Raw genomic sequence first — 22,728 nt, 5'->3', positions numbered from 1 at the left:
TATGGCTAATTCTAATCAACAAGAGCAAATCAACATTGAGTTAGATGAAAAAACAGCTGAAGGAATTTATTCTAATTTGGCTATCATCAATCACTCATCGTCAGAATTCGTTTTAGATTTTGTAAGTATTATGCCAGGTATACCAAAAGCCAAGGTTAAATCAAGAATCGTCTTGACACCGCAACATGCCAAAAGATTGTTGAAAGCTATTGGAGAGAATATTCACCGTTTTGAAGTCGCTCATGGCGAAATAAAAGACACTGAACAAACTCCAATTCCTCTAAATTTTGGTCCTGCAGGACAAGCATAATCACAATAGTAAAAAAGGCTCCAGAAATGGAGCCTTTTTTTTTGTTGTTGTCCTGAAAAAGTTGACTACTAAGTCCAAAGTTAATTGGAGTCTTACAGCTAATAATAGGAATTAAAATTTGTTAATGGTAAGATGTTGTCAATTAGACGATTATTAATACGATTCGTCGAAAATATTTTTTATTTGAAATTTATTGATATAGCTTAGCCATTGAATATGAGGTAGTCATGTTTTATTCAGTAAAGATAAATAGAGATGAATTATTTTTTAAAACATAATTGTAATAAACAGAGAAACAGCATTTTTATGTTGTTAATCGTTGTTTTACTATCTAATGTTTCTGTTTATGGGCAGTCTGATGAAAAAAGTTTTAGTATTGGTGGGAAGGAAAATTCCAGTACGACAAATCAGGAGAGTCCTTCAACAATTTCAACTAACAATATAAATTTTCTTCTTTGGTTTATGGGATCCAAACAAGATCCTAATACTACAATTTCAACTGAGGAAACCGATGCGAAAATACAAATTTTGACTTCTGGGATGGCTCCTAATAGAGTGCTGATTAAAGCATTTTTGCAGAAAGCAGTTAATGCCGAATGTACAGTGACATAATCAGTTAGGTGGATAATTAATTCTATAAAAAAACGCTAATTTTTTGAATTAGCGTTTTTTTTATTTTAGGTAAATCTTTAAAGATTATTCAAATTCCGAAGTGAAATATAATTTTACATTCGGGAATTTACTTTGTGTCATTTGAATTGTAAAATCAGAATCGGCAAGAAATACTAATTGCCCGTATTTATCATGGGCTAAGAATTTTTGTTTAATTCTTCTGAATTCTTTAAACTCTTCACTTTTTGGATCATTAGGTTTTACCCAGCATGCTTTGTGAACCGGAAAATTTTCATAGGTACATTTTGCTCCGTATTCATGCTCTAAACGATATTGAATAACCTCATATTGAAGAGCACCAACAGTTCCAATAATTTTTCTGTTGTTCATTTCCAGTGTAAATAACTGTGCCACACCTTCATCCATCAACTGATCGATTCCTTTATCGAGTTGTTTGGCTTTCATTGGATCTGCGTTATTAATATATCTGAAATGCTCCGGAGAGAAACTAGGGATTCCTTTAAAGCTCATTATTTCTCCTTCTGTTAAAGTGTCTCCAATTTTGAAATTCCCGGTATCGTGTAAACCTACGATGTCACCAGGATAGGAGATATCCACAATTTCTTTTTTCTCGGCGAAGAACGCATTTGGACTGGAGAATTTTAAATTCTTTTTCTGACGAACGTGATAATAGGGTTTGTTTCTTTCAAAAGTTCCGGAAACAATTTTTATAAAAGCAAGACGGTCCCTGTGTTTAGGATCCATATTGGCGTGAATTTTAAAAACAAATCCAGTCAATTTCTCTTCTTTGGGATCAACTAATCGAGTTTCTGATTCCTTAGGTCTTGGCGATGGTGCAATTTCAACAAAACAATCCAATAACTCTCTTACTCCAAAATTATTTAAAGCAGAACCAAAAAATACAGGTTGTAGTTTTCCGTCCAGATAATCCTGACAATCAAATTTTGGATACACTTCGTCTATCAGTTCTAATTCTTCACGTAATTTATAAGCTGGTTTTTCTCCAATAATTTTTTCTAACTCAGGGTTTTTAACATCCGAAAAAGCGATAGTTTCTTCTATGTTTTTTCGACTGTCGCCACTAAACAAATTAATGTTTTCTTCCCATAAATTATAGATTCCCTGAAAATCGTATCCCATTCCTATCGGAAAACTTAAAGGAGTAACGGTTAAGCCCAGTTTTTGTTCCACTTCATCCATTAGATCGAAAGCATCTTTTCCTTCACGGTCTAATTTATTGATGAATACAATTATTGGAATTTTTCGCATTCGACATACAGCAACTAATTTTTCGGTCTGCTCCTCAACCCCTTTGGCAACGTCAATTACTACGATAACACTGTCTACTGCGGTTAAGGTTCTGAAAGTATCTTCTGCAAAATCCTTGTGTCCTGGCGTATCGAGAATATTTATCTTTTTATCTTGATAATTAAATGCTAAAACGGATGTCGAAACCGAAATCCCTCTTTGACGTTCAATTTCCATAAAGTCACTGGTGGCTCCTTTTTTGATTTTATTATTCTTTACGGCACCAGCTTCTTGAATTGCACCACCAAAAAGTAGTAGTTTTTCTGTTAGTGTTGTTTTACCGGCATCGGGATGTGAGATAATACCGAAAGTTCTTCTGCGTTGTATTTCTTTTAAAAAGCTCATATTTAATGTAAAATAGTTTGCAAAAGTACTATTTATAAATGCCAATTAAAAAAAATGTATTACCTAAAAATACCTTTACAATGTCTTTGCCTGAAGTGTAGTGTTTTTTGCCCTAGAATTGTGAGGTCAAATTTGGTTTCAGTTTATAGTTTAATAAAAAAAAGAGGCTGTCGTATTCGGACAGCCTCAAATATAAAAAAACAAAAACAAACAAACTATTACATGTTTATTGACCAAACAGTATACCCATTTGGAGGACATTGAATTTTAACCCATTTATCTCCCTGGGTTGTAGGATACCAGCCTGAATTTCCTGTAAAATCTTTGATTTGTGCATTGCTCCAGTTTGTCTGTATCCATCTTTCTTGCCAAGATGAAGAATTATTAATGTAAACTACTAATCCTGGGTTTCCGTTGTAACCATTTCTTCTGGCAATATATTCATCGTTATCAGTATATAAAACAGAAGTTGTTCCTGTTGCTTTGTTATTATGAATCCAGATAAGATTGTTTAGTTTGGCTTTATTCAACCATTCTTCATAATCTCTGTAAAAAATAGTAGGATATCCTTCATGGGTTAGGATGTAGGCGTAAGCCAATTGTTTGTTCCATATTTCATCCGTGTCGTGGTTGGTAACAAAAGTTACTGCTTTGAAAGGATTTCTTTTCCACATCATGTCATCATTTAACAGATTAAGATTGTTTCCGTCAAAGGCGTCATTCATTTTGTAATAACATGCAAAATCAAAAACGGAGCTGTTGGCATTATTGGCCCACCATTCTAAAGTGTTGACGTTAGAATCCCAGTATTCTCCAACTGAAAATCCGCCTACGTTTGTATTCCAGTCTTTTACGACCCAAGGGCCAAAACCTTTTACGTAGTCAAATCTCCAGCCATCAAAATGCATGGTGTTTTTGTAGTATTTACCAACACCGTCAGCTCTTTTCCAAAGCCAGTCTTGAACATTTGGAGCGGCATGGCATAAATCAGGAAATCCCCCAAAGGCACCTTCGTCGTTGTTGCCAAAGGAATTTTTGTAAAAATCAGCATAAGTTCTTGGAAACTTTCCAGAAGCTACACCAGTGAAATTTGTCCACGTGTTCGTTCCTGTAAATGGGTTGCTTTCTGAAGCTCCTCCACTATTATGATTAATTACAATGTCTGCATATACTTGCATGTTTTCGGTATGTGCCTTGGTAATTAAACTTTCTAATTCGGTGCGTGATCCAAATCGGGTTTCTAATGAACCATTCTGATTGTAATCTCCAAAATCAAAATAATCGGTAGGATCATATCCCATAGAAAATGCACCATTTTGAGCTTTTGATGCTGGAGGTAACCAGATGGATCCTATTCCTGCATTAGACCATTCGGTTACTTTGGCGTTGATCGTATTCCACCAGTTTCCTCCCGAAGGAACATCCCAATAAAATGCTTGCATCATTACACCACCACCAGGATTAGCAACATACCTGCCTGTTTTTGAGGAAGAAGTACTTCCTGTACTAAAAGGGTGTCCGTCATGATTGGTTACATTAATTACCTTGAATGCGGAAGCTGTTGGTGAGGTGTCTGATGTTAAATCGTCATTTGAATTACAGGAGTAAAATCCAACCAATAGGGCTGAAAATAGGTAAATTTTAAAATTTGGTTTTTTCATAAGTTAAATGGTTTTTGGTTAAGTGATATATTTGGTTAATAGCAATAAGAGAATATTAGAATAAATAAATCATATGAAATAGACTCTTTTGTTTTCGTGGATTCATGTCTGATGTTGAATTTTTTAATTTTATTAAAATAAAATTAAATTGATTGTTTTGGTATTGTATATTTATTTTTATGTATGTATTTTAATAAAAATGATAATTTATTGCTAATTTATATAAATTTTCAAGCGTCTTACAGTAACGCTTTTTTATTTGATTTCGAAAACGTTGTAGTGTTGAGAACTTTTTTAATAACGGGGTTTGAAATCAGAATTTTACGTACTTTTTTACAAAGATTCGTGGCTGCTTTTTTTGATTAGTGAGAAAAAGTATTGGTGTTGGGAAATAAATAATTCAAAAATGAAGGTTTAATAGGATAAACGAAAAATCAGGTTCTAATAATCGCTGATTGAAAAATCGTTGAATAGGATTTTAAATCATTTGATACCCAAAGCTCGATTTCTTTGATATTTATAAGGCAAACGGAATAATAAATAAGTGCTTTATAATTTTTTGTTAATACTAGTAAGTAAACTTGTATTATGTAATTGAATTGTTATTTTTGTTCGCTATAACTATAAAGAATACAAGGGAATTGAGTTTTTAACAACAATTCGATTTCTTGATTCTTTAAACGTATATTTGACCAAAATTATCAGAATCTTCGTAAAACAGAATTGGATGAAAAATCAAAGATGTTTTGCGATACTAAATAAAATTAAAATTCGAGAAATGCTATTAAAATCAATACCGATGAAATTCATGAAAAACAGAATTGTACTTGCTCTTTTTCTTGTACTTTTTTCTGGCGCTATGATTAGTGCACAAGAAATTATTAAAGACAGTGCAGTTGTGGCAGTTACTAAAACTTCATCTAATAAAAAGCTAAAAATAGATGGTGTTATTGCTACCGTTGGGGATTACATCATATTGGATTCAGATATTGATAAAGGTTATTTGGAAATTACAAGCCAAGGAGGTTCTATCAAAGACGTTAGTAGATGTCAGATGTTGGGGAAATTATTGGAGGACAAATTGTATGCTCATCAGGCAATTCAAGACAGTATTCAGGTAACTGATGCGGAAGTAAAAAGTATGATGGAGGACAGGGTGAACTATATGGTAGAGCAATTAGGTTCTATGGATAAAGTAGTTCAATATTACCAAAAGGATAGCGAGGAAGAGTTTAGAACTTATTTATTTGATATCTTAAAAGAAAACAAGCTGACTTCTGAGATGATGAAGAAGATTGTGGAGGATGTAGAAATTACACCGGAAGAAGTTCGTAATTTTTTCAAAAAAATTCCTGCTGCGGATCTTCCTGTTTTTGGTGCAGAGATGGAAGTGGCACAAATTGTTGTGGAGCCTAAAATTTCAGATGCTGATAAGCAAAAAGTAATTGATAGATTGAACGGTTTTAAAAAAGATATTGAGGAAGGTTCAAGTTTTGCAACTAAAGCGGTTTTGTATTCTCAGGATCCGGGTTCGAGAGCAAGTGGCGGTTATTATAAAATGAATAGAAGAACGCCTTTTGTAAAAGAATTTAAAGATGTAGCCTTTAGTCTTGGAGAAGGCGAAATTTCTGCTCCTTTTGAAACTACTTTCGGTTTTCATATTATTTATGTAGAAAAAATCAAAGGACAGGAAATAGAATTGCGTCACATCTTACTGGCACCAACGGTAACAGAAGAGGCGTTGAAAGAAGCTAAGGAGAAAATCACCTTAATCAAAAAAAGGATTGAAGATAAGGAAATTACTTTTGCGGAAGCGGCAAGGACTATGTCTGATGAAAAAGAAACCAGAGCAAATGGTGGAGCATTGATTAATCCTAAAACACAAGACACTCGTTTCGAATTAACAAAAATGGATCCTAGTTTGTATACGCAGGTTTCAAATTTAAAAGATAAAGAAATTTCTGCGCCATTGTTAGAGGAAGAACAACAAGGTAAGAAAAGATACAAATTAATTACGGTAACTAATAGGATAAATGAGCACACTGCTGATTATGCTAAAGATTATATCAAAATTAAAGACTTGGCATTAAAGGAAAAACAATTTGCAACTGTTGGGAAATGGTTTGATGAAAAGATTAAAGAGACTTACATTAAAATCATTGGGGAGTACAGAGACTGTAGCTTTACAAACAACTGGTTGAAAAAATAATTTTTATTAAATAAATAAAAAGAGTTAGTTTTATGAATTCATAATGCTAACTCTTTTTAATTTAAAATACTTTTAAAATGTCTGATGTAACAGCAATACATAGTTTAGTTCAAAAAAGAAAGGAACTAAAAGAAGAAATCTCCAAAATTATTGTTGGCCAGGATGCAGTTATTGATCAAATTTTACTTTGTATTTTTTCGGGAGGGCATGCGTTATTGGTTGGTGTCCCGGGATTGGCAAAAACGTTAATGGTAAATACACTGGCGCAAGCTTTGGGCTTGAATTTTAAAAGAATACAGTTTACGCCGGATTTGATGCCTTCGGATATTTTGGGAAGTGAAATATTAGATGAAAACAGACAATTTAAATTTATAAAAGGTCCTGTTTTTTCAAATATCATTTTGGCTGATGAAATAAACAGAACTCCGCCAAAAACACAGGCTGCTTTACTGGAAGCGATGCAGGAACGTTCTGTTACCATAGCGGGAGAGAATTATAAATTGGATTTACCTTATTTTGTTCTGGCAACCCAGAATCCTATTGAACAGGAGGGAACCTATCCATTGCCGGAAGCGCAACTGGATCGTTTTATGTTTGCAGTTAAACTGGAGTATCCTTCTTTTTTAGAGGAAGTGCAGGTAGTTAAGCAAACTACTTCAGATGCTAAAGCTGTTATAAATCCTTTGTTTACGGCTCAGGAAATTATCGATTTTCAACATTTGATTCGTAGGATTCCTGTTGCTGATAACGTAATAGAATATGCTGTAAGTCTGGTAAGTAAAACGCGACCGGATAATCCGTTGTCAAATGAATTTGTGAAAAATTATCTAGATTGGGGAGCAGGACCGAGAGCTTCTCAGAATTTAATTTTGGCAGCCAAGGCTAACGCTGCTTTCAATGGGAAGTTTTCGCCTGATATTGAAGATGTAAAAGCAGTGGCAACCGGTATTTTGCGTCACAGAATCATTAAGAATTACAAAGCAGATGCCGAAGGTATTACTGAGGAAATGATTATTCAAAAGTTGATGTAAAAAATATAAATCTCATTATGAAAGCCTAACAGATTTTAACCTGTTAGGCTTTTTTTAATGGTTGAATAAATTAGAAAAAAAAGACGATAATTTTTGTGTCAATTATTCGCCCTTATAATTATCAATATGAAATAAAGATGAATAAAATGATTTTAAAACTACTATTTCAATTTTTAAGTAGTTATACGTATAATTAACATGGATGCAAATTAACTACAACGTTATAAATACTTATTTAGAAAGATTCTTCCTTAATTACCACGTAAAAACTCTCTTTGTTTGTAACATATAATTTCGACTTTGTTAAAGAAAAGATTTTTAAATATTGATAATTTATTATTTTAATAAAAAATTGGTTTTTTGGCAATATTATGCACTCAAAATCGTTTTTTTACAATAATAATTTTTGAAAAAGGTACATCTATTATATTTTTTTTAATTCTCAGCTTTAATTCCTAAATTTGCGAACAAAAAATAAAAACACCTATTTACTATGGCTTTTGATAATAATATTTATAAAGATTACATTAAAGAAATTGAAGAGCGTAAAGAACAAGGGCTTAACCCGAAACCAATTGATGGTGCCGATTTGTTAAGTGTAATTATTGCTCAAATTAAAGATGTAAATAATGAATATAGAGAAGATTCTCTTAATTTTTTTATCTACAATACCATACCAGGGACTACTAGCGCTGCTGGTGAGAAAGCTAAATTTTTAAAAGAAATCATTCTTGGCGAATCTGTAGTAAATGAAATTACTCCTGCTTTTGCTTTTGAATTATTATCACATATGAAAGGTGGTCCTTCTATTGAGGTGCTTCTTGATCTAGCTTTAGGCAATGATATAGCTATTGCGAAAGAAGCGGCAAAAGTTCTTAAAACACAAGTATATCTTTATGATGCGGACACAGACCGTCTTAAGGAGGCATTTGAAAGCGGTAATGAAATCGCTAGAGAAATTATTGAAAGTTACGCTCAGGCTGAGTTCTTTACAAAACTACCAGAAGTGGTTGAAGAAATCAAGGTAGTTACTTATATCGCTGGTGAGGGAGATATTTCAACAGATTTACTTTCTCCAGGTAACCAGGCTCACTCACGTTCAGATCGTGAATTGCATGGTAAATGTATGATTACTCCTCAAGCACAAGAGGAAATTAAGGCGCTTCAAGCACAACATCCAGACAAATCGGTGATGTTAATTGCAGAAAAAGGTACAATGGGAGTTGGTTCTTCAAGAATGTCAGGTGTAAACAACGTGGCATTATGGACAGGTAAACAAGCAAGTCCTTATGTTCCTTTTGTAAACTTTGCGCCAATTGTTGCAGGAACAAACGGTATTTCGCCAATTTTCCTTACAACAGTTGATGTAACTGGTGGTATTGGACTGGATCTTAAAAACTGGGTAAAAAAGACTGACGCTAATGGTGAAGTAGTTCGTAATGAAAGTGGCGATCCAGTTTTAGAAGAAGTATATTCTGTGGCAACAGGAACGGTTCTTACAATTAATACAAAATCAAAAAAATTATATAACGGAGACAAAGAATTAATCGACATCTCTAAAGCATTCACACCGCAGAAAATGGAATTCATTAAAGCAGGTGGTTCATACGCAATTGTATTTGGAAAAAAATTGCAAACATTTGCCTCAAAGACTCTTGGTGTTGATATTGTGCCTGTATATGCTCCATCAAAAGAGATTTCTCATGAAGGGCAAGGTCTTACAGCAGTAGAGAAAATATTCAATGCAAATGCTGTTGGAACTACTCCGGGTAAAGTATTGCATGCAGGTTCAGATGTACGTGTCACCGTAAATATTGTTGGTTCGCAAGACACAACTGGTTTGATGACTTCTCAGGAGTTAGAGTCTATGGCTGCTACTGTTATTTCTCCAATTGTTGATGGTGCATACCAATCAGGTTGTCATACTGCTTCTGTATGGGATAATAAATCTAAGGCAAATATTCCTAGATTAATGAAGTTCATGAATGATTTTGGTTTGATTACAGCTCGTGACCCGAAAGGTGTTTATCACTCAATGACGGATGTAATTCATAAAGTACTTAATGATATTACTGTAAACGAGTGGGCTATCATCATAGGTGGTGACTCTCATACTAGAATGTCTAAAGGTGTTGCTTTTGGTGCTGACTCAGGAACGGTTGCTCTTGCATTGGCAACTGGTGAAGCCTCAATGCCAATTCCAGAATCTGTGAAGGTAACTTTCAAAGGAGATATGAAAGGGTATATGGATTTCCGTGATGTAGTTCATGCTACGCAATCTCAAATGCTTAAAACATTTGGTGGAGAGAATGTATTCCAAGGAAGAATTATTGAAGTTCACTTAGGAACTCTTAATGCAGATCAGGCGTTTACTTTTACAGACTGGACTGCAGAAATGAAAGCAAAAGCTTCTATCTGTATTTCTGAAGATTATACTTTGATTGAATCGTTAGAGATGGCGAAAGGTAGAATCCAGATCATGATTGACAAAGGAATGGACAATAAAAACCAAGTTCTTAAAGGATTGATTGCTATTGCTGATAAGAGAATCGCTGAGATCATTTCAGGTGAGAAACCAGCTTTAAGACCAGATGCAAACGCTAAGTATTATGCTGAAGTGGTTGTGGATCTTGATCAGATTGCTGAACCAATGATTGCTGATCCAGACGTAAATAATGCTGATGTTTCTAAAAGATATACTCACGATACTATCAGACCTCTATCTTTCTACGGTGGAGTTAAACAAGTAGATCTTGGATTTATCGGATCTTGTATGGTTCACAAGGGGGATATGAAAATTCTAGCTCACATGCTTAAAAATATTGATGAGCAAGAAGGTAAAGTAGAGTTCAAAGCGCCACTAGTTGTAGCTCCTCCTACTTATAATATTGTTGATGAATTAAAAGCAGAAGGTGACTGGGAAATTTTACAAAAATATTCTGGTTTCGAATTCGATGATAATGTTCCTAAAGCTGCGGCACGAACTTCATACGAAAAAATGCTATATCTAGAACGTCCAGGTTGTAACCTTTGTATGGGTAACCAAGAAAAAGCGGCCAAAGGAGATACGGTAATGGCAACTTCTACGCGTCTTTTCCAAGGAAGAGTTGTTGAAGATACTGAAGGTAAAAAAGGAGAATCTTTACTTTCGTCTACACCGGTTGTAGTATTATCTACAATCCTTGGTAGAACTCCAACAATTGAAGAATATAAAACGGCGGTAGAAGGTATCAACCTAACTAAGTTTGCACCTTCACATAAATTGCTAGTTAAATAATCACAAGATTAGTTAAATAATAATTCAAAAGCCTGAGCCATAAACTCAGGCTTTTTTTTTATAGCTACTCAATTTTTTTGTACCTTGTAATGTTTAAAATGGAATAACAAAAAAACACTTTATATTATGGCTTTTGATATAGAAATGATCGAAAAAGTGTACGCAAATATGACAGCTCGTGTAGACAAAGCACGCGAGTTAGTTGGTCGTCCGCTTGCATTGACAGAGAAAATTTTATACAATCACCTTTGGGAAGGGCAACCTACCCAAACTTTTAAAAGAGGTGTGGATTATGTGGATTTTGCTCCAGACAGAGTTGCTTGTCAAGATGCAACGGCTCAGATGGCATTGTTGCAATTTATGCATGCAGGTAAATCAAAAGTTGCAGTTCCTACAACAGTGCACTGTGATCACTTGATTCAGGCAAAAGTTGGTGCTTCAAGCGATTTAGCTGTAGCAAATACACAATCCAAAGAAGTTTTTGATTTTCTTTCTTCAGTTTCTAATAAATACGGAATTGGTTTTTGGAAACCAGGTTCAGGAATTATTCACCAAATCGTTTTAGAGAACTATGCATTCCCTGGAGGTCTAATGATCGGTACAGATTCACATACTGTTAATGCAGGTGGATTAGGAATGTTAGCTATTGGTGTTGGTGGAGCTGATGCAGTAGATGTAATGTCAGGAATGTCATGGGAATTGAAATTTCCAAAATTAATTGGGGTAAAATTGACTGGAAAACTCTCTGGTTGGACTGCACCAAAGGACGTTATCCTGAAAGTAGCTGATATTCTTACTGTAAAAGGTGGAACAGGGGCTATTGTTGAGTATTTTGGAGAAGGTGCTACTTCGATGTCTTGTACTGGAAAAGGAACTATCTGTAATATGGGTGCCGAAATCGGTGCGACTACTTCTACATTTGGTTATGACGAGTCAATGAGAAGGTATCTCTCTGCAACAGGTCGTCAAGATGTAGTAGATGCTGCTGATAAGGTAGCTTCTTACTTAACTGCCGATCCAGAAGTATATGCAAATCCAGAAACTTATTTTGATCAAGTAATCGAAATCAACCTTTCTGAATTAGAACCACATATTAATGGTCCTTTTACTCCAGATAGAGGTACTCCGGTTTCAAAAATGAAAGATGAAGCTGCTGCAAACGGATGGCCGTTAAAAGTAGAATGGGGATTAATCGGTTCCTGTACTAACTCTTCCTACGAAGATATGGCACGTGCTGCGTCTATCGTGAATCAAGCTGTTGAATTAGGGATCAGTCCAAAAGCTGAATTCGGTATCAATCCTGGTTCTGAGCAAATTAGATATACTATTGAAAGAGATGGAATCATCGCTACTTTCGAAAAAATGGGTACCAAAGTATTTACAAATGCTTGTGGACCATGTATCGGACAATGGGATAGAGAAGGTGCAGAAAAAGGTGAAAAAAATACTATCGTTCACTCATTCAACAGAAACTTTTCTAAAAGAGCTGATGGTAATCCAAATACACATGCGTTTGTAACTTCGCCAGAAATGGTTGCGGCATTAGCAATTTCAGGACGTTTGGATTTCAATCCTTTGACTGATACATTAATTAATGATAATGGTGAAGAAGTGAAATTGAGTGCTCCTTATGGCGATGAATTACCAACCAAAGGTTTTGCGGTAGAAGATGCAGGTTTTCAAGTACCGGCTGCTGATGGATCAGGGGTTCAAATTGCTGTAAGTGCAACATCAGATCGTTTGCAGTTATTAGCGCCATTCCAAGCTTGGGACGGTAAAAATATTTCTGGAGCTAAATTATTGATAAAAGCTTTCGGAAAATGTACTACAGATCATATCTCTATGGCTGGTCCATGGTTGCGTTTCCGTGGTCACTTAGATAATATTTCAAATAATATGTTGATTGGAGCAGTAAACGCTTACAATGAAAAAACAAATTCAGTTAAAAACCAATTAACAGGGGAGTATGATGCAGTTCCTGCAGTTGCTCGTGCATACAAAGCGGCGGGAGTTTCATCTATCGTTGTGGGTGACCATAACTATGGTGAAGGTTCTTCTCGTGAGCATGCTGCTATGGAGCCTCGTTTCTTAGGAGTGAAAGCGGTATTGGTAAAATCATTTGCTCGTATCCACGAAACAAACTTGAAAAAACAAGGTATGTTAGCATTAACTTTTGCTAACGAAGCAGATTACGAAAAAATCCAGGAAGATGATACAATCAACTTTACAGATTTAGTTGATTTTGCTCCAGGAAAACCATTAACATTAGAATTCGTTCATGCTGACGGAAGCAAAGATATTATCTTGGCAAACCATACGTATAACGAGGGGCAAATTGGTTGGTTCGTTGCTGGTTCAGCATTAAACTTGATTGCTGCTGCTGGAAAAGCGTAATTAAGAAGCATATAGTGACCCGTTTAACAGTGGTCAGTTTAAAACAGAAAGTGTTTAGTAATTTAGTTTGCGGTAATTAAAGGCTGCGACTGATTACTGAACACTTTTTTTATTCATTCTAAGTATATTTCAGAAGCTTTTCCTGCTCTGCGCTTCAAGCTTTTTCATGTTCTTGTTTTTTCTAAGACAAAAAAGGAGCTTCCTCTGGTCGCTCTTTTTTGTCAAGAAAAAAGACAAGATCATTTCAAAAGGCTTTTCACTTCGATCAGGGCTATTCCTAATTAATTGATCCATTATTAAAAAATAGGATTTAATTGTATTTCAGCACAATTTTTACCTGTTTTTGAGAGTTATATTAGTACAAGTATGACCAGTTTTTTGTTTGAGAAAAAAAATAAAGATGGATTTTTTTTTCAATTTTAATATCTATTTAACTTTCAAACTTATTAAAATCGGTATATTTGTAATTCCTGAAAAAATCGGTATTTATAGGCGAATAAATGACGAATTTTGATTTTTGTGTCCCAAAATCGCTACTATTACTAAAATTGGGATAAAATTTAAAAAAGTAGAATGAAGTATTTCAAATTAATTTTAGTGATGGTATTCCTGTGTAGTGCTAGTGTCTTTTCGCAGGAAAAGTATAGCAAACATACCATTACAAAAGGCGAAACCATATCTAGTATTGCGCAAAAATACAAAGTTAAAACCAGCGATATTTACGAATTAAATCCAGATTGTAGAGGGGTTTTGAAACTCAAATCAGTTTTGTTGATTCCAACTAAAAACGGCAAAAAGGAAACTACTGTAGCTGAAAAAGAAACAAAAACAGCAGAAATTATACATGAAGTGCTGGCCAAAGAAACGCTGTTTGGTATTGCCAAACAATATGGAATCACACTGACAGATTTGAATAAAGCCAATCCGAAATTGGAAACTTCAGGGTTAAAAGTAGGACAAAAAATCAATGTCCCTGTAAAAGAAGGTTACCAACCCAACCCTGCAACTGAGAATCAAGAAGAGAAAGTTGTAACAGAAATAACGGTTCCCGAAAGAGAAACGTCAAAACAGGAAATCCTTGCTGCTGCCGCTCCAATAAAAGAAGTTACTGAAGAGGTTAAAGAGAATGTCGTTTACGAGGTTTTGCAAAATGAAACCAAGTATTCTATCGCAAAAAAATATGGTGTTTCGGTTCCGGATTTGGAAAAAGCAAATCCAATACTAGCATCAGAATCCCTTAAAATTGGTCAAAAAATCAGTATTCCTGTAAAAGAAGGATTTGTTCCAGCTCCAGTAGCAAAAGAAACCGCTCCGGTTGTTATTGAAACAGCAACACCAAAACAGGAAGTCGTTAACGCTTCGCCGATAAAAGAAACAGTCCAAGAAACTAAAGAGTCTTTTGTTTACGAAGTTTTGCAAAACGAAACCAAGTATTCCATTGCAAAAAAATATGGCATTTCAGTTCCTGAATTAAATAAAGCGAATCCGATACTCGAAACCGAATCACTTAAAATTGGTCAGAAAATCACCATCCCCGTAAAAGAGGGTTTTGTTCCTGAAACAGTAGCAGCAAAAGAAACTGAGAAAATTGTTCAGGAAAGTGCAGTTGCTGAAAAAGAGCTGCCAAAGCAGGAAACCGTTGCTACCATTCCAGTGAAAGAACCTGTTAAAGAACTAAGCGAAGAAATTATACGTGAGGTTTTACCTAGAGAAACTAAATTCGGAATAGCGAAACAGTACGGAATATCGGTTGAAGAATTAGAAAGACAAAATCCTTCCATCAAAAGAAACTTGCCAGTAGGTTTTAAACTGAGTATTCGTAATCCAAATGCAATTCCAGAAAATGTTGCAACGGCGGAAAAAGCCGTGGTTCAAAATGATGAACAAGGAGAAAAAAGCAGTTTTATAAGACCTAGTAGCAACATAGAATTGGTGGATCAATTGATAAAAATGGCCTCAGATAATATTGGAACCAGATACCGCAGCGGTGGAACTTCAAAGGCGGGCTTTGATTGTTCAGGTTTGATGTGCACTACTTTTGGTGCTTTCGATATTAAATTGCCAAGGTCATCTTTTGAACAAGCTAGTTATGGCACCAAGATTAGTACTGAAGAAGCGCAAAAAGGGGATTTAATTTTCTTTAAAACCAACGGTCGCAGTCAAATTAATCATGTGGGGATGGTAGTTGAAGTAAATGAAGGAGAGATAAAATTCATACATTCTTCAGTGCAAAGAGGGGTAATAATCTCTTCAACCAAAGAAAAATACTACGAGAGAAATTTTACTCAAATCAATAGAGTTCTGCAATAATTGTAGATATATCGTAGAAAAGAAGAAGCTCCTCAGTCAACTGAGGTGCTTCTTCTTTTTACATAATTTTTACCGTAGTATTCTTGTCTAGTTCGGCACAATAGTTTCAGTATTCTTAATGATTACTGATTCTTGTGTGTAAAAATTAGATTTTACTAAGAACAGTATTGATTGTATTAATCCATTCATCCATACCAGTGGTATTGGTGTTTATAGATACGCTATTGTTATTGTAGGGCTTGTATTTGTTTTGGTTACTTGTCGAAAACAACCCAATTGTAGGGGTGTGTACCGAACTGGCTAAATGCATTATTCCACTATCTGCACCAATGAAAATCGTTGTGTTTGCAATCAAAGAACCAATTTCACGAATGTCTTTGCTATAAAATGTTGGTGCTTTAAATGAGATTCTTGAGATGTTTTCAACAGGTAAAACTTCAATGATATTATAATTTTGGTATTCCGTTTTTAATCGTTCGTAAAAACTTTCCCACCAAGATTCTGAATAACATTTGTCACCAGTAGCATAAGTAAAAATACAAATCGTCTTTTTCTCCTTTGGAGCAATAGCATCTAATAACTTTTTTCCTTCGGCAATTTCAGCGGGACGTAATTTAAGGTCTAGCGATGGAATTGGATTCTCATTTTTTTCGAGTCCTAATTTGGTTAAATAACTTCTGAAGTTATAGATTGGGTATTTTGCAATATGCTCGTAATCGTCGTAATTCATCTCACTGTCCATATCTGCATCACCAAAGAACTTATATTTTGCTTTAGAAAACTGGACAGACAATCTTCCGGATGAAGAGTTTTTATCTACATTAATCACTAAATCATAAGGCTTTTTTTTGATTTTAATCCAGAACTGAAAATACTCGATCAAATTTCGGAACGGTCTTTTAGGCAGTTTAATGATTCTGTAAATATTTTCATAATTGTCAAATACAATCGGAGCCAAACCTCCTTTTACAAATAAATCAATCTTGCAATTTGGAAAAGTGGCTGTAACTTCCTGTACAAGAGGTGTGATTAATAATAAATTCCCCAGCCTTTGATTGGGCCTTGAAATCAAAACTCTTTTAATTTTAGTTTTGTCAGTTAATGGAATAGTGATTGCTGACGGTGAACTGCCAATGTTTTTTGTTAGACTGTGAGTTACAATTCGCCTGTATTTATTTACTCTTTTTAAGATAGCCATTTTTTAAAATAGGTTGTGGTATTTAATTTGGTTTTGTATAAAAAAAAATGGGCTCGGGATATTTGCGTAAGAAAGCAGAAATATCCACAACCCAGAATGCATTATTTTGCGCAAATATAATAATATAGTAGCGAATAAGTCCGTTTATAACAGGAATATAACGGATTTATAGTCATAGTTTTCCTATTGTTGAAGGGAATAGTAATTTTAATAAGAATTGTTTTTAATTCCTGCTCTCTGGAGAATAAAGCAATTTTGCCCGACTTAGATTCAGCGGTTGGTCAAATGGAATATCAAGAAAATAATAGGATTGCCATTTTTGGGTTTTTAGTGCTTGTTTACTGTTGGGTTTGTCCCAAGGAGGATAAACCCGAATAGCTCTTTTTCCTTCTCTTACATCATTAGTAAGAATTCCTTGTTCAGAAAGTACCGATTTTGGAAATACAAATTGTCCAAATTGATTCTCAGTCCTAGTGTTGATTACCACAAAATCAAAATCATCTGAAAGATCATAAGGTTGAATAGGACCTTTGTCGATTCGTTTCCATAAAGTTACAAATTGTCCAATCTTCGTAGGAGTTGTTTTGGCTGCACGAAAAAGTATTTTTAAGTGATCCAGTTTGAACGTATAGGCGGTATAAGCCGCACTTTCTTTTTCGGGTATTGGATTTGTCAATTCGAAGCCACAAGGTGTAAAGATGAGTTTTTGAGTTTCCGCTAAGATGCTTGCAATCGGGCTTGTGGTCATGAATAATAATGATTTGGTTATTAGCGGCTATTTATTTTAACAGGTTACCAGTAGTTTTAAGTTTGAGTTTTGTGTAATATAGAATTAATGTAAATTAGCTTTGTTGAATCATAAAAATGCCGCCGTTGCTGCCCTTTCAGGATATATTTTGCAATCTTTGAACTCAAATAAATAATAATCATATGAGCAAGACAAAACTAGTAATTAATCGTAATGGATCTATAAAAATTGAAGGTGATTTCGAAATAGTTGACCAAGAAGGAACCGTTTATGGATTGCAGGGGAGAGCAGCATTGGGACTGTGTCGTTGTGGATTTTCATCCAATAAACCTTTTTGTGATGGTTCACACCGAAATAATTTTGAGCATGATGCAAAGGCATTTGACTTGCCACCAATGAAAACCAATTAAAGAATACCGTTTTTTGTCTGCAATGAAAAAATATATTTTTTTGTTCGTATTTGCATTCTTTACCATACAGTTTGCCGCTGCCCAAAAAATGCAGACCCTTACTTATTTCCAGAATGATACATTGAAACTGGATTTAGACCTCTTTCTTCCTGAAAAAGCTTCAGCCTCGAAATTGCCATTACTCCTTTATGTGCATGGCGGAGGTTTTTCGGGAGGCGATAGAAGTGCGGGATATCCGCTGTGTAGATACCTTGCCCAAAATGGGTATGCTGCAGCGACGATTACTTATACGTTATACGCCAAGGGTAAAAATTTTGATTGTGACATGATGGTGTCTGAAAAAATTAAGGCAATTCAGTATGGGGTTAACGATTTATGGCAGGCTACTTCATTTTTTATAAACAACAGTGCTACATACAATATTGACGCTTCCAAAATATTTATATCTGGTGCAAGTGCTGGGGGAGAAACAGCTTTACATGCCGCTTTTTGGGATTATAGTACAATGAATATCTATAACAATAAATTGCCGGAAGGATTTAAATATGCAGGACTTGTTTCGGGAGCAGGAGCAATTATGGATCCAAACCTAATTACCAAAAAGAATCTGATTCCGATGATGCTTTTTCACGGAAATGGCGATGAAACGGTTCCGTATGCCACAGCGGCACACCGCTACTGTAAAACGAATTCCAGGGGTTGGCTAATGTTTTTCGGTTCGTATTCCATTTTTAATCATATGAAAGAGCTGGATGGGAAAACGCTTTTATATACATTTTGTGGAGGCGGTCACGAATACAACGATGCTTTTTTTATGAAAGACCAACACTATACTTTAGATTTTTTGAATGATGTTGTGGCGGGAAAAGGATTCCGAAACCATATTATTATCCCAACTTCTAGGAAAACAGACAGAAGTGCTGCTTATCGATTTTGTGATTAAGTGATTGTTCGCATTAAATTATCTGATTTTTTCTGATTAATTATCTTCTTGATAAAGCAATATTTATTTAGTAGGGACAACTGGCGAGTTGTCCTTGCTCGCGTTTTGCCTATACGATATATTAAAATGGAATTTTATAATGATTCTTTAGTGCTGCGGGCCGCGTGAGTGATGGAAGCGGCATCCTTTTTCGTCTAGTTCAGAATGAGATGAGAGCACAGATCTTGTAGACGAAAAAGATACAGCGTACAGCCCGACCCGGAGTTTTCTACGGAGGGACACGCCCAAATTAAGGAGCTTGTATTTGTCTCTTATCTATTCTCGATTATCTATCCGTCTGTTTTTCTGAAATTTCCCAAAAAAGTATATCTTTAGCCAACCAAAAAACCAAAATTAACTTTATATGGAAGACAACAAACCAGAAGATTTTAAAAGAGAACTCGGATTACTAGACGGAACCATGCTTGTGGTGGGCTCGATGATAGGTTCGGGGATATTTATAGTAAGTGCCGATATTGCCAGACAAGTGGGGTCAGCAGGATGGCTGACTTTGATTTGGTTGATTTCAGGAATAATCACCATGATTGCGGCGGTGAGTTATGGGGAATTGAGTGCCATGTTTCCAAAGGCGGGCGGACAATACGTGTATCTTAAAGAAGCGTATAATAAACTCATTGCTTTCTTGTATGGTTGGAGTTTCTTTGCTGTGATTCAGACTGGTACGATTGCCGCAGTAGGTGTTGGGTTTTCGAAATTTGCGGCTTATTTGATTCCATCGTTAAGTGACGAGAATATTTTATATGAATTGGGTTTTTTTAAACTCAATGCAGCCCAATTAGTTTCTATTGTTACGATTGTTTTACTGACCTACATCAATAGTCGTGGAGTTAAAAACAGTAAAATTTTGCAGACAGTACTCACCATAATTAAGATTTTATCTTTGTTTGGTTTGATTGTCTTTGGTTTAGTTCTGGCTGCCAAAGCCGAAGTTTGGGATGCTAACTGGACAGATGCCTGGAGTCCAAGAGCTTTTAATTCTGATAACGGTTCCTGGATGCCAATAGGAGGAACGGCTTTGATTACGGGAATTTCAGCAGCGATGGTGGGGTCTTTGTTTTCAAGTGATGCTTGGGTTGGTGTGACTTTTATCGCAGGTGAAATCAAGAACCCAAAGCGTAATGTGGGTTTGAGTTTGTTCTTGGGAACATTTATCGTAACAATCATTTATGTCTTGACGAATTTGATGTACTTAGCGGTGATTCCTTTTGACGAAATTGCTACGGCAAAATCTGACCGAGTTGCGGTGGTGGCATCGCAATATACTTTTGGCGATATGGGAACAATTATTATTGCGGTGATGATTATGATTTCTACTTTCGCCTGTAATAACGGATTGATTATGGCGGGTGCCAGAGTGTATTACACCATGGCCAAAGATGGTTTGTTTCTTAAAAAAGCGGCCAGTCTGAATGACGCCAGTGTACCGGCTTGGGCACTTTGGGTACAATGCGTTTGGGCTTCGTTTTTATGTTTGACAGGAAAATATGGTGACTTATTGGATTTTGTAATTATCATAGTTTTGATTTTTTACATTCTGACCATTTACGGAATTTTTATTCTTCGCAAGAAAATGCCTGATGCAGAGAGACCATACAAAGCGTTTGGATATCCTTTCTTGCCGTTTTTATATATTATAATCGCTTCGGCGGTATGTGTTTCCTTATTGTTTACAAAATTCTCCACCTGCGGTTGGGGAGTACTGATTATGCTGACAGGTATTCCTGTGTATTATTTGACGAAACCGAAGGAGTAGCGAGCGATCTCAGTTTGCAGGAAACAGTACCAGTTTTCAGTCGCAGTTTACAGTGGTTGGAATAGAGAAATAGTTACACAGATGGAATTTTAAAATTCGTGTAAATCAGATTGATCTGCGTTCTAGTATAGCTATATTAAAAAAAAAATCCGTCACATTAACGTGACGGATTTTCTATTGATTGTCGCAAGTGTTTTTCTTGCGCCTTTATTTTAAGAATGGATTAGGCTGTAGCCAATTCTTCATTCAATACAGAATCAACTTCATTGAAAGCTAATCCCCAAGCTTCAGCAACTCCTCTGTAAACTACTTTACCGTTAGCTACGTTCAATCCTTTTTTCAATTCTTCATTTTCTTGACATGCTTTTTTCCATCCTTTGTTTGCTAATTGCAAAGCGTAAGGTAAAGTAGCATTGGTCAAAGCCAAAGTAGAAGTATAAGGAACAGCGCCAGGCATGTTAGCCACGCAATAATGAACGATATCATCAATGATAAAAGTTGGATCTTCGTGAGTTGTTGGCGTACAGGTTTCGATACAACCTCCTTGATCAACAGCTACATCCACTACCACTGTTCCTGGACTCATTAATTTTAACATGTCACGAGTAATTAAGTGTGGGGCTTTGGCACCAGGAATTAAAACTGCACCAATAACCAAATCCGCTTCGGCGATAGCCTCACGAACATTATAATGATTTGACATCAATGTTGTAACATTAGCAGGCATCACATCAGACAGGTAACGTAAACGTGGTAAACTAACATCCATTATTGTTACTTTAGCACCAAATCCAGCAGCCATTTTAGCCGCTTGTGTACCTACGATTCCACCACCTAAAACTACTACTTTTGCAGGCGAAACACCTGGAACACCTCCTAAAAGGATTCCTTTTCCTTTTAATGGTTTCTCTAAATATTTAGCACCTTCTTGAATAGACATACGACCAGCTACTTCAGACATTGGGACCAATAAAGGTAAACTACGGTCTGTTTTTTCAACAGTTTCATATGCTAAACATACTGCTTCGCGCTCTAACATAGCATGAGTTAATGGTTCAGAAGAAGCAAAGTGGAAATAAGTAAATAATAATTGGTCTTTTTTGATCAAAGAATATTCAGAAGCGATAGGCTCTTTTACTTTGATAATCATTTCAGCAATGCTGTAAACGTCCTCAATTGTTGGCAATATTTCGGCTCCGGCTTCAGCATACGCTTTATCGCTAAAACCACTGTTTTCTCCAGCGCTAGCCTGTACATAAACAATATGTCCATGTTTTTTGAATTCAGCTACACCTGCAGGTGTAAGCGCTACGCGGTTCTCGTTATTTTTGATTTCTTTTGGAACTCCGATTATCATATTTGATTTGTGTTTAATTGTTTGATTATAATTGCATTACAAATTTATGCATAAAGAAAATATTATGGTTATATGGTCGTTAATTAAGAAAATATTCATTTTATTTAGTAATTTAGCATGAAATATTTCTGTTTAGATGTTTTTTTATAATTCCAAAGAGAAAAAAAGACTGCCGTTTAAAAAACACTAAAATCAACACCTTAATTTATAGCTATGACACTGGACGAAACCGACAAAAAAATCTTACGCCTTTTGCAGGAAGATGCGCATTTGACTCTGAAGGATATTGCGAATAGAATCAATCTTTCGCTCACTCCCGTTCATGATCGGGTGAAGCGTTTGGAGAAAGAAGGGATCATTGAGAAGTATGTTTCAATTTTGAATAAAAAGAAATTGGGTAAAAACCTGACGGTCTATTGTCAGGTGACGCTTGTAAAACAAACCTATGATATTTCGGAAGGATTCAATCAGGCTATTTTGAATTTGCCAGAAGTGGTCGAATGCAATTTTGTGTCGGGAAGTTTTGACTATATGCTAAAGATTGTCTTACCTGATATGGAAAGTTACCATCATTTTCACCAAAAGAAATTATCCGTTTTACCGGAAGTTTCTTTGATTAACAGTTTTTTTATTATTTCAGAAGTGAAGAGCACGACCGTTTTGCCTATTTAATTAGGATAGATTGTTGTATTAGTAAAATAAAAAAATCCGCTTCAAATGAATGAAGCGGATTTTCTATTGAATTCAGGTTGGGTTGCTTTTATCTAAAAAACTAAAAAAA

15 protein-coding genes and 1 pseudogene are annotated in these 22,728 nt (G+C 35.4%); 11 read left to right on the top strand and 5 right to left on the bottom strand.

Annotation, left to right across the window (positions count from 1 at the left end; genetic code table 11):
- Position 1 precedes the first annotated feature (1 nt).
- Positions 2 to 310, top strand: a complete 309-nt coding sequence (locus tag ABEB23_RS16355) for a DUF3467 domain-containing protein (protein ID WP_348813735.1) — start codon at positions 2 to 4, stop codon at positions 308 to 310.
- 306 nt (positions 311 to 616) lie between these two features.
- Positions 617 to 922 (top strand): hypothetical protein, encoded by a 306-nt coding sequence (locus tag ABEB23_RS16350; protein WP_348813734.1) that lies wholly within the window; start codon positions 617 to 619, stop codon positions 920 to 922.
- 84 nt (positions 923 to 1,006) lie between these two features.
- On the opposite strand, the gene ABEB23_RS16345 is transcribed toward ABEB23_RS16350, so the two are convergent.
- Both ABEB23_RS16345 and ABEB23_RS16340 read right to left on the bottom strand, forming a co-directional pair.
- Complete coding sequence (locus ABEB23_RS16345; protein WP_348813733.1) at positions 1,007 to 2,596, bottom strand: peptide chain release factor 3; 1,590 nt, start codon at positions 2,594 to 2,596, stop codon at positions 1,007 to 1,009.
- A 218-nt stretch (positions 2,597 to 2,814) separates the two neighbouring features.
- Positions 2,815 to 4,257 (bottom strand): alpha-amylase, encoded by a 1,443-nt coding sequence (locus ABEB23_RS16340; RefSeq protein ID WP_348813732.1) that lies wholly within the window; start codon positions 4,255 to 4,257, stop codon positions 2,815 to 2,817.
- A 778-nt stretch (positions 4,258 to 5,035) separates the two neighbouring features.
- Between ABEB23_RS16340 and ABEB23_RS16335 the strand changes: the two genes are divergently transcribed.
- From ABEB23_RS16335 to ABEB23_RS18345, 5 genes and pseudogenes are all read left to right on the top strand, one after another.
- The gene (locus tag ABEB23_RS16335) at positions 5,036 to 6,466 is read left to right on the top strand and encodes a peptidylprolyl isomerase (protein ID WP_348813731.1); all 1,431 of its coding nucleotides are present in this window, start codon (positions 5,036 to 5,038) and stop codon (positions 6,464 to 6,466) included.
- 77 nt (positions 6,467 to 6,543) lie between these two features.
- Positions 6,544 to 7,497, top strand: a complete 954-nt coding sequence (locus ABEB23_RS16330; RefSeq protein ID WP_348813730.1) for an AAA family ATPase — start codon at positions 6,544 to 6,546, stop codon at positions 7,495 to 7,497.
- A 493-nt stretch (positions 7,498 to 7,990) separates the two neighbouring features.
- Complete coding sequence (locus ABEB23_RS16325; protein ID WP_348813729.1) at positions 7,991 to 10,774, top strand: bifunctional aconitate hydratase 2/2-methylisocitrate dehydratase; 2,784 nt, start codon at positions 7,991 to 7,993, stop codon at positions 10,772 to 10,774.
- 126 nt (positions 10,775 to 10,900) lie between these two features.
- The gene (locus ABEB23_RS16320; protein ID WP_348813728.1) at positions 10,901 to 13,168 is read left to right on the top strand and encodes an aconitate hydratase; all 2,268 of its coding nucleotides are present in this window, start codon (positions 10,901 to 10,903) and stop codon (positions 13,166 to 13,168) included.
- A 1,422-nt stretch (positions 13,169 to 14,590) separates the two neighbouring features.
- A pseudogene (locus ABEB23_RS18345) lies at positions 14,591 to 15,478 on the top strand (C40 family peptidase); the annotation flags it as partial.
- 145 nt (positions 15,479 to 15,623) lie between these two features.
- Here the strand turns inward: ABEB23_RS18345 and ABEB23_RS16310 are convergent.
- Together ABEB23_RS16310 and ABEB23_RS16305 are read right to left on the bottom strand one after the other, a co-directional pair.
- Positions 15,624 to 16,676 carry a glycosyltransferase family 9 protein gene (locus tag ABEB23_RS16310; protein WP_348813726.1) on the bottom strand — a complete coding sequence of 351 codons (1,053 nt, stop codon included), beginning with the start codon at positions 16,674 to 16,676 and terminating at the stop codon, positions 15,624 to 15,626.
- Between the two features lie 223 nt (positions 16,677 to 16,899).
- Positions 16,900 to 17,424: a MepB family protein gene (locus ABEB23_RS16305; protein ID WP_348813725.1), complete on the bottom strand. Its 525-nt coding sequence runs from the start codon at positions 17,422 to 17,424 to the stop codon at positions 16,900 to 16,902.
- 182 nt (positions 17,425 to 17,606) lie between these two features.
- On the opposite strand from ABEB23_RS16305, the gene ABEB23_RS16300 reads away from it, so the two are divergent.
- The 3 genes from ABEB23_RS16300 (at position 17,607) to ABEB23_RS16290 (ending at position 20,590) form a co-directional block, all read left to right on the top strand.
- Complete coding sequence (locus ABEB23_RS16300) at positions 17,607 to 17,834, top strand: CDGSH iron-sulfur domain-containing protein (protein ID WP_348813724.1); 228 nt, start codon at positions 17,607 to 17,609, stop codon at positions 17,832 to 17,834.
- Between the two features lie 40 nt (positions 17,835 to 17,874).
- Positions 17,875 to 18,777, top strand: coding sequence for an alpha/beta hydrolase (locus ABEB23_RS16295; RefSeq protein ID WP_348813723.1), 903 nt, complete (start codon positions 17,875 to 17,877; stop codon positions 18,775 to 18,777).
- A gap of 403 nt (positions 18,778 to 19,180) precedes the next feature.
- Positions 19,181 to 20,590, top strand: a complete 1,410-nt coding sequence (locus tag ABEB23_RS16290) for an APC family permease (protein WP_348813722.1) — start codon at positions 19,181 to 19,183, stop codon at positions 20,588 to 20,590.
- 223 nt (positions 20,591 to 20,813) lie between these two features.
- Here the strand turns inward: ABEB23_RS16290 and ald are convergent, their stop codons facing one another.
- Entirely contained in the window at positions 20,814 to 21,947 is a 1,134-nt protein-coding gene (gene ald, locus ABEB23_RS16285) for an alanine dehydrogenase (protein ID WP_348813721.1), read from the bottom strand.
- Between the two features lie 213 nt (positions 21,948 to 22,160).
- Between ald and ABEB23_RS16280 the strand changes: the two genes are divergently transcribed.
- Positions 22,161 to 22,619, top strand: coding sequence for an Lrp/AsnC family transcriptional regulator (locus tag ABEB23_RS16280; RefSeq protein WP_348813719.1), 459 nt, complete (start codon positions 22,161 to 22,163; stop codon positions 22,617 to 22,619).
- Positions 22,620 to 22,728: the final 109 nt, after the last annotated feature.

This window comes from Flavobacterium maritimum (assembly GCF_040049085.1).
Taxonomy (GTDB): domain Bacteria; phylum Bacteroidota; class Bacteroidia; order Flavobacteriales; family Flavobacteriaceae; genus Flavobacterium; species Flavobacterium maritimum.
This window is presented reverse-complemented; position numbering and strand designations above follow the sequence as displayed.